Source organism: Shewanella holmiensis, assembly GCF_025370255.1.
Classification (GTDB): Bacteria; Pseudomonadota; Gammaproteobacteria; order Enterobacterales; family Shewanellaceae; genus Shewanella; species Shewanella holmiensis.
In genome coordinates, this window is the sequence record NZ_JAMTCD010000034.1 from 22640 (window position 1) to 30152 (window position 7513).

The window sequence follows — 7513 nt, forward strand, 5'->3', positions numbered from 1 at the left end:
GCCCGTAAGGCTTCGGCAATGATGGATGCCACTGACACTGCAACAAGCGCGATGGTTTAATGACCTTGCGACCCGACCTGCAGTTCAGCACCGAGGATTGGATAGGCCCAAGCACATTTACGGAGAGAAAAAATGAAAAGCATCAATCAAATTAAAAACGCTAAGGGTTTCACCCTTATTGAATTAATGATCGTAGTCGCGATCATCGGTATTTTGGCAGCAATCGCATTGCCTGCATATAAAGATTATGTGATCACTGCTGAAGGTGGCGCGGCAATGAAGGGGTTAAGTGCTTTTTCACAAAAAGTTCAAACCTGTATCCAAACTGATATAGCATGTGGTGACATAACTACAGAAGTCGGTAAAAATGATAAACTAACAATGGCTGGAACACCTGTGATAAATGCCTCAGACGTTGTGTTAACATGGGCTGATAACAATTGTACAATGACAGGAACTTTTGATGCTGTAGGAGGCGTAGTTTATGCCGTTACAGTTGGTGGAGCCAAGTGTGAAAAAGGCGCTGGTTTAGATTAATATTCACAATTAAACCTAGTTCTTTGTTTTTATGCTAAATCTTAACGAAAAGGCTATTATTGTTAATAGCCTTTTTTTTGATTTGCTAACTTGGTTATAATTACTAACACTAAATTAGCTGTTCACAGGAGATTTATGTCAAGCTCAGGCCTACATTTAGGGTTGTCAACACTTTTTATTCGTAAAGGTTTACTGAGTGAAGAAAATATAGCTAATGCTATTTCTAATTCAAGAAAATCTAAAGACTCTTTAGTTTCGACAATTATAAAATCTAAGTATTTGTCTGCCAGGGAAATTGCTGAGCTTTGCTATGAGGAGTATGGGACACCTTTACTTGACTTAAATGAATTTGATACATCAAATATAGCTGAAGAACTTCTAAATAAAAAATTAATAGAGAAGCACAAATGCCTACCGCTTTTTAAGAGGGGAAACAGGCTATACATCGCAACCTCTGATCCAACTAACATAAACGCTCTAGAAGACTTCCAATTTAGTTTAGGACTCCACGCAGAAGCTATTTTAGTTGAAGATGATAAGCTACAAAAAATCTTGGAAGTATTAAGCGAAGATGATATCTCTGGTCTAAATTTAGCTGGTGCTGATGAACAAGCATTAGCAAATATAGAAATAGCAGACACTGAACGTAAAGATGAATTATCAAGCGATAGTAGCGATGATGCACCAATAGTTATCTACATTAATAAAATCCTCACCGATGCCATTCGTAAAGGCGCATCTGATTTACATTTTGAACCCTATGAAAAGCGCTATCGGATTCGTTTTCGTATTGATGGTATTCTCCATGAAGTTTCAGAGCCGCCAGTAAACCTAGGCGGTAGAATATCGGCACGTTTGAAGGTGATGTCAAAGCTGGATATTGCTGAACGGCGTGTGCCGCAAGATGGCCGCATTAAAATGAAGCTATCGCGCACTAAATCGATTGATTTTCGTGTCAGTACCTTGCCCACCATCTGGGGCGAAAAAATTGTAATGCGTATCTTGGACTCTTCCTCAGCGCAACTCGGTATTGAAAAGCTCGGCTATGAAGATGATCAGCGCCAGCTATATGAGGAAATGCTCGCCAAACCCCAAGGCATGATTTTGGTAACAGGACCTACAGGTTCGGGGAAAACCGTATCCTTATATACAGGTTTAAATATTCTTAATACTGAAGAGCGCAATATATCCACAGCCGAAGATCCGGTGGAGATTAACCTAGAGGGTGTTAATCAGGTTCACATTAATTTAAAAGCAGGCTTAACCTTCGCGTCAGCGCTACGCTCATTTTTACGTCAAGACCCTGATGTGGTGATGGTCGGTGAAATACGTGATTTAGAAACCGCCGAAATTGCCATTAAAGCGGCGCAAACCGGTCACTTAGTGTTATCCACATTGCACACCAATTCTGCTGCAGAAACCTTAACCCGTTTACTCAATATGGGCGTGCCCGGGTATAACATTGCCAGCTCGGTCAATTTAATTATTGCCCAGCGTTTAGCAAGAAGATTATGCCCAGCCTGCAAAAAACCTGAAGATGTGCCTGCAGCAGAACTATTACGACTTGGCTTTAACCAGCAAAACATCGATCAAGGCTTCACGGTATATAAACCCTGTGGCTGTGATTTATGCTCTGGTGGCTACAAAGGTCGCGTCGGTATTTATGAAGTGATGAAAATTACCGATGAAATTGCCCGTACTATTATGGAAAGCGGCAATTCATTGCAAATTGCCCAGCAAGCTAAATCACAGGGTATGCGTGATTTACGTCAATCAGGTCTACTTAAAGTAGTTCACGGCGTCACCAGCATCGCCGAAGTGAATCGTGTAACCAGTTTTAACTAGTTAAATGACTTAAAATACAAAATATCAATTTAGATATTTTCTCACTGTTCGCTTACAATAAAAACATATAATTAAACAGTAAGCTTAAATTCAAGGAAGTGCTTTATGGCAACTGCTGCAGCAAAAAGAAAAACCTCTAAGAAAAAGAGGGACGTCAAGCATCAGCCTAAAACATTCACTTTCCAATGGAAAGGCCTCAACCGTGATGGTCAAAAAACTGCGGGAGAGCTTCGTGGTGCCACAATAGCCGAAATAAGAAGCATTTTAAAAGCCCAAGGCGTTAATCCTAAAAGCGTGCGTAAAAAAGCCGCACCATTATTTAAAACAGAAAAAAAGATCACCGCAATGGACATTGCTATGATCACCCGCCAAATAGCAACAATGTTAGCCGCTGGAGTCCCCTTAGTAACAACGATTGAACTTTTAGGCCGTGGCCATGAAAAAGCAAAGGTCAGAGAGCTATTAGGCAGTATTTTATCAGATGTGCAATCCGGTATTCCATTATCTGATGCACTAAGACCACATAGACGTTATTTTGATGATCTTTATGTCGACTTAGTCGCAGCTGGTGAACATTCAGGATCACTGGATGCCGTATTTGATCGTATTGCAACCTACCGTGAAAAATCCGAAGCATTAAAGTCTAAAATTAAAAAAGCCATGTTTTATCCGGCGGCCGTTGTAATGGTAGCAATTGCCGTGACCACTCTATTATTACTCTTTGTCGTACCGCAATTCGAAGAGATTTTTAATGGTTTTGGCGCCGAATTACCCGCGTTTACTCAACTTGTATTAGGGATTTCACGCGCATTACAATCTTCCTGGTACTATATTTTCGCGATTATACTTGCGGCAATATTTCTGTTTGTGCGAGCACATCGCAATTCACAAGTTGTTAGAGATCAAGTCGATACACTTATTCTAAAAATTCCTGCCATTGGTGATATTCTCCATAAAGGTGCTATGGCGCGCTTTGCTCGCACTTTAGCTACCACGTTCTCAGCAGGTGTCCCATTAATTGATGGCCTAGAATCCGCAGCTGGCGCCTCCGGTAATGCGGTGTATCGCAATGCATTAATTAAAGTCCGTCAAGAAGTGATGTCTGGTATGCAGATGAATGTTGCCATGCGCACAACGGGTTTATTCCCTGACATGCTCATTCAAATGGTTATGATAGGTGAAGAATCAGGCGGTTTGGATGATATGCTAAATAAAGTGGCTAATATTTATGAGATGCAAGTCGATGATGCCGTCGATGCATTATCGAGTTTAATTGAACCGATTATGATGGTCGTTATCGGCACCGTTGTTGGCGGCTTAATTGTCGCTATGTACTTACCTATTTTTGAAATGGGTAAAGTAGTTGGTTAAGTTAAAATCTATCTTTCAAAAACAATAAGAAAAATCATGCCTGAATTTATCTCTACCTTTATTACCACAATGAGCCAATACCCTTGGCTCTTTGTTGCTATTAGCTTTATCTTTGCCGCTACCATTGGCAGCTTTCTGAATGTGGTGATTCACCGCTTACCCGTGATGATGAAACGCGAGTGGCAAAGTGAATGTAACTATTACTTAAATGAATATCACCCGGATATTGTCAAACAAGTCGGTGAAAAAAGACTCGCTAAACCGATTGATGCTTTTCCCGAAAAGTACAATTTAGTGGTCCCTGGTTCTGCCTGCCCCAAATGTAAAACTGACATTAAGCCTTGGCACAATTTACCTGTACTGGGTTGGTTAATGCTTAAAGGGCAATGCGCCAGTTGTCATACCAAGATTTCTGCTCGTTATCCTATTGTTGAATTAACAACCGGATTATTGGTTGCGACATTAGCCTTTTACTTTGGCCCTACTACCCAGTTTATCTTCGCGTCCATACTGACGTTTTTTCTTGTCGCCTTAACCGGCATCGACCTAGATGAAATGCTATTACCGGATCAATTAACTTTACCTTTGCTATGGCTTGGTTTAATCATCAACCTCCAAGGCGTGTTTGCAAGCCCTACCGATGCATTAATTGGCGCTGTGGCAGGCTATTTAAGTTTATGGTCAGTGTTTTGGCTATTCAAGCTAGCTACCGGCAAAGAAGGCATGGGCTATGGTGATTTTAAACTGATGGCGGTGTTTGGTGCCTGGTTAGGCTGGCAAATGCTACCTATGATTATTCTATTATCATCTTTAGTAGGGGCCATTATTGGTATCGCCATGATTGCCACTAAAAAGCTTCACGCAGGCAAACCCATTCCTTTTGGGCCTTATATCGCGGTTGCTGGCTGGATAGCATTGATATGGGGACAAGAAATTATTAATTGGTACCTCAGCACCTTAGTATAAGGCACTACTGACATGGCGAAATTCATTGTTGGCTTAACTGGCGGTATTGGTAGCGGCAAAACCACAGTGGCCAATTTGTTTGCTGAGCTTGGCATAACCTTAGTTGATGCCGATATAGTGGCAAGAGAAGTGGTTGCAAAAGGCTCTGAGGGCTTAACACGGATTATCGAACACTTTGGCGCGGATGTTTGCCAAAACGATGGTAGCCTAAATAGAATTGCATTGCGTGAGATTATTTTTAACCAGCCACATCAACGTGATTGGTTAAATAACTTATTACACCCGATGATCCGCAATACCATGCTAAAACAAGTTCAGCAGGCCGATTCAGCTTATGTCATTATGGTTGTTCCCTTGCTATTTGAAAATGGCTTAGATAAGTTAGTCAATACAACTTTGGTGGTGGACGTAGATCCTAAGTTGCAAATTTCAAGGACGAGTGAACGTGATAAGGTGGCATCAACTCAAGTCGAGCAAATTATATTGAGCCAAATGCCACGTGAACAACGATTATCAAAAGCTGATGATATCATCGATAATCAAGGTCAATTAAATGCGTTACGAAGCAAAGTGGCTTCGTTACATCATAAATACTTGGAATTAGCGAAAACACCAAACTAACATGACTGACTTAATATACGAACAGCCCTTAAATGAAAAAATTCGTAGTTATTTACGGTTAGAGTACCTGTCGACGCAATTGCAAAATAATCTGACTCAAGATCATCAGCATCGTTGTTTCTACCCCTTGTTTTCACTTTGTGAATTAACCGACAGGTGTGATTATCGATCTGATGTACTCAAAGACCTTGATCGAAATATAGCGCTATTATCCAAATGGCTTGAGCTACCACATGTAGACAAAGCGCAAATTAATGACATTATTAATCGTTTAACTCAAGCTAAAGCACCATTACAAATGCCGGATAGAATTGGCATTCATCTAAAAAAAGATAAGTTTATTTCTGCGTTGCGCCAACGTTTCGGTATGCCCGGAGCCTGTTGTAACTTTGACCTGCCGCAACTGCACTTTTGGCTAGGCAAACCCTGGAAAGAAAGACAGTTAGATCTACAATGTTGGATAGACCAATATCAACCACTGCTTACCCCAATCAGCTTATTACTCGAGTTAATCCGCAACACAGCAGATTTTACGCCTGCAGATGCAAAAGCCGGTTTTTATCAGGGCGACAGTGCACAGGCTTTATCGTTAATCCGAGTAAAAATTGATACATCTCAAGGTTGTTACCCAACAATCAGCGGACATAGAAATCGTTATGCCATCCACTTTGTGGATTTTGAACAACAACGCCACACAGACAAAACAATTCAATTCCTTCTGGCTACTTGCACCTAAACCTTTTAAGATCGGTTAATGCTATTATTTACCGTGCAAGAAGAAACTTATGCCTATTACCGTTAATTGCCCCATCTGCAAAACTCAAGTGAATTGGGTTGCTGAAGCCAAATTCAAACCATTTTGTAGCGAGCGCTGTAAGCTGATCGATTTAGGTGATTGGGCTGATGAGAAACATGCCATCCCAGTGAAAAACCCATTAGACCCAGATATGTATGATGACTTAGGTTACGACGATTTAGGATTAAACGAATCTGCATTTTTTAAACAAGATTAGTTTTCAACTGGGATAATTCGGAATTTATTATGCAAAAGCGTGTTCATGTCGCCGTAGGTGTCATCATTAATCAAGATAAGCATATTTTATTAGCTAAAAGACACGGACACCTTCACCAAGGAGGAAAATGGGAATTTCCTGGTGGTAAGGTGGAAGCGAATGAAACAGTGACAGAGGCGCTAATCAGAGAGCTAAAAGAAGAAGTCAATTTAGATGTTACAGCTTCAAGTCCATTTATGGATATTAGCCATGACTACCCAGATAAGCATGTTCGTTTAGATATTCATTTAGTAAAAGATTTTTCCAATGAAGCCCTCGGCTTAGAAAATCAACAAATACGTTGGGTCCCCATTTATAACCTAGCAGAATTTGATTTTCCTGAAGCCAATAAACCTATTGTCGATAAGATTTTAGCTGAGCTAGGCTAGAATTATGCGTAAGATATTATCTAGTCCTTAGATAAGTCTCCAATGTATCAACTTATCTCAGGACTGGACATAATTAGTAATCTATAAACAACCCTCTTGAAGAGCCTTCTACGCAGAAACCGATATCGACAGCTTGTTACCTTGGAACTTTAAAAGCTAGGTGTAGTTGCCTAGACATTTACCCTGGAAATGACCGACTCTCACGTGGGCATATCGGCCACACTACTTTTATGCTCAAGTTTCGGATGTAAAAAAGCCCGTTACGTTAGTAACGGGCTTGATACTCTCATTACGAGAAATTAGGCGCCTGGACATGGCCGACTCTCACGTGGGCATATCGGCCACACTATGAATGACTAATACTTAAATAATTTTTCGACACAAAACAAAAAGGCCACACGTTAGAGTGGCCTTACTGTTTTATTAAGCGCCTGGAAATGACCTACTCTCACATGGGCATATCGGCCACACTACTTTTATGCTTAAGTTTCAGATGTAAAAAAGCCCGTTACGTTAGTAACGGGCTTGATACTCTCATTACGAGAAATTAGGCGCCTGGAAATGACCTACTCTCACATGGGGAGACCCCACACTACCATCGGCGATACTGTGTTTCACTTCTGAGTTCGGAATGGGATCAGGTGGTACCACAGCTCTATGGTTTCCAGACAAATTTGGTTATCTAACGTCATTCGACATTAAATAATAATTCGGAAAGCTGATGCACGTTAT

Annotated in this window: 8 protein-coding genes and 1 rRNA gene; 8 read left to right on the forward strand and 1 reads right to left on the reverse strand. The window is 40.8% G+C overall.

Annotation, left to right across the window (positions count from 1 at the left end; translation table 11 throughout):
* Window positions 1–132: 132 nt before the first annotated feature.
* The 8 genes from NE535_RS18680 (at window position 133) to mutT (ending at window position 6781) form a co-directional block, all read left to right on the forward strand.
* Window positions 133–537: a prepilin-type N-terminal cleavage/methylation domain-containing protein gene (locus tag NE535_RS18680; protein ID WP_280925479.1), complete on the forward strand. Its 405-nt coding sequence runs from the start codon at window positions 133–135 to the stop codon at window positions 535–537.
* 135 nt (window positions 538–672) lie between these two features.
* Complete coding sequence (gene pilB / locus NE535_RS17460; protein WP_261299862.1) at window positions 673–2382, forward strand: type IV-A pilus assembly ATPase PilB; 1710 nt, start codon at window positions 673–675, stop codon at window positions 2380–2382.
* A 105-nt stretch (window positions 2383–2487) separates the two neighbouring features.
* Window positions 2488–3753, forward strand: a complete 1266-nt coding sequence (locus NE535_RS17465) for a type II secretion system F family protein (protein WP_261299863.1) — start codon at window positions 2488–2490, stop codon at window positions 3751–3753.
* Between the two features lie 36 nt (window positions 3754–3789).
* Window positions 3790–4719: a prepilin peptidase gene (locus NE535_RS17470; RefSeq protein WP_280925480.1), complete on the forward strand. Its 930-nt coding sequence runs from the start codon at window positions 3790–3792 to the stop codon at window positions 4717–4719.
* Between the two features lie 12 nt (window positions 4720–4731).
* Window positions 4732–5340: a dephospho-CoA kinase gene (gene coaE, locus NE535_RS17475; RefSeq protein ID WP_261299864.1), complete on the forward strand. Its 609-nt coding sequence runs from the start codon at window positions 4732–4734 to the stop codon at window positions 5338–5340.
* A gap of 1 nt (window position 5341) precedes the next feature.
* Complete coding sequence (zapD, locus tag NE535_RS17480) at window positions 5342–6076, forward strand: cell division protein ZapD (protein WP_261299865.1); 735 nt, start codon at window positions 5342–5344, stop codon at window positions 6074–6076.
* Between the two features lie 49 nt (window positions 6077–6125).
* Window positions 6126–6353 carry a DNA gyrase inhibitor YacG gene (yacG, locus tag NE535_RS17485; RefSeq protein WP_261299866.1) on the forward strand — a complete coding sequence of 76 codons (228 nt, stop codon included), beginning with the start codon at window positions 6126–6128 and terminating at the stop codon, window positions 6351–6353.
* A 29-nt stretch (window positions 6354–6382) separates the two neighbouring features.
* On the forward strand, window positions 6383–6781 hold the full coding sequence (gene mutT / locus NE535_RS17490; RefSeq protein WP_188842438.1) for an 8-oxo-dGTP diphosphatase MutT: 399 nt from the start codon (window positions 6383–6385) through the stop codon (window positions 6779–6781).
* A 553-nt stretch (window positions 6782–7334) separates the two neighbouring features.
* Here the strand turns inward: mutT and rrf are convergent.
* Window positions 7335–7450: ribosomal RNA gene (rrf, locus tag NE535_RS17495) — 5S ribosomal RNA — on the reverse strand.
* Window positions 7451–7513 lie beyond the last annotated feature (63 nt).

What these genes read in the sequence shown, in the direction of transcription:
- NE535_RS18680 (WP_280925479.1), top strand. Translation starts at nt 133, where the DNA reads ATGAAAAGCATCAATCAAATTAAAAACGCTAAGGGTTTCACCCTTATT.
- pilB (WP_261299862.1), top strand. Translation starts at nt 673, where the DNA reads ATGTCAAGCTCAGGCCTACATTTAGGGTTGTCAACACTTTTTATTCGT.
- NE535_RS17465 (WP_261299863.1), top strand. Translation starts at nt 2,488, where the DNA reads ATGGCAACTGCTGCAGCAAAAAGAAAAACCTCTAAGAAAAAGAGGGAC.
- NE535_RS17470 (WP_280925480.1), top strand. Translation starts at nt 3,790, where the DNA reads ATGCCTGAATTTATCTCTACCTTTATTACCACAATGAGCCAATACCCT.
- coaE (WP_261299864.1), top strand. Translation starts at nt 4,732, where the DNA reads ATGGCGAAATTCATTGTTGGCTTAACTGGCGGTATTGGTAGCGGCAAA.
- zapD (WP_261299865.1), top strand. Translation starts at nt 5,342, where the DNA reads ATGACTGACTTAATATACGAACAGCCCTTAAATGAAAAAATTCGTAGT.
- yacG (WP_261299866.1), top strand. Translation starts at nt 6,126, where the DNA reads ATGCCTATTACCGTTAATTGCCCCATCTGCAAAACTCAAGTGAATTGG.
- mutT (WP_188842438.1), top strand. Translation starts at nt 6,383, where the DNA reads ATGCAAAAGCGTGTTCATGTCGCCGTAGGTGTCATCATTAATCAAGAT.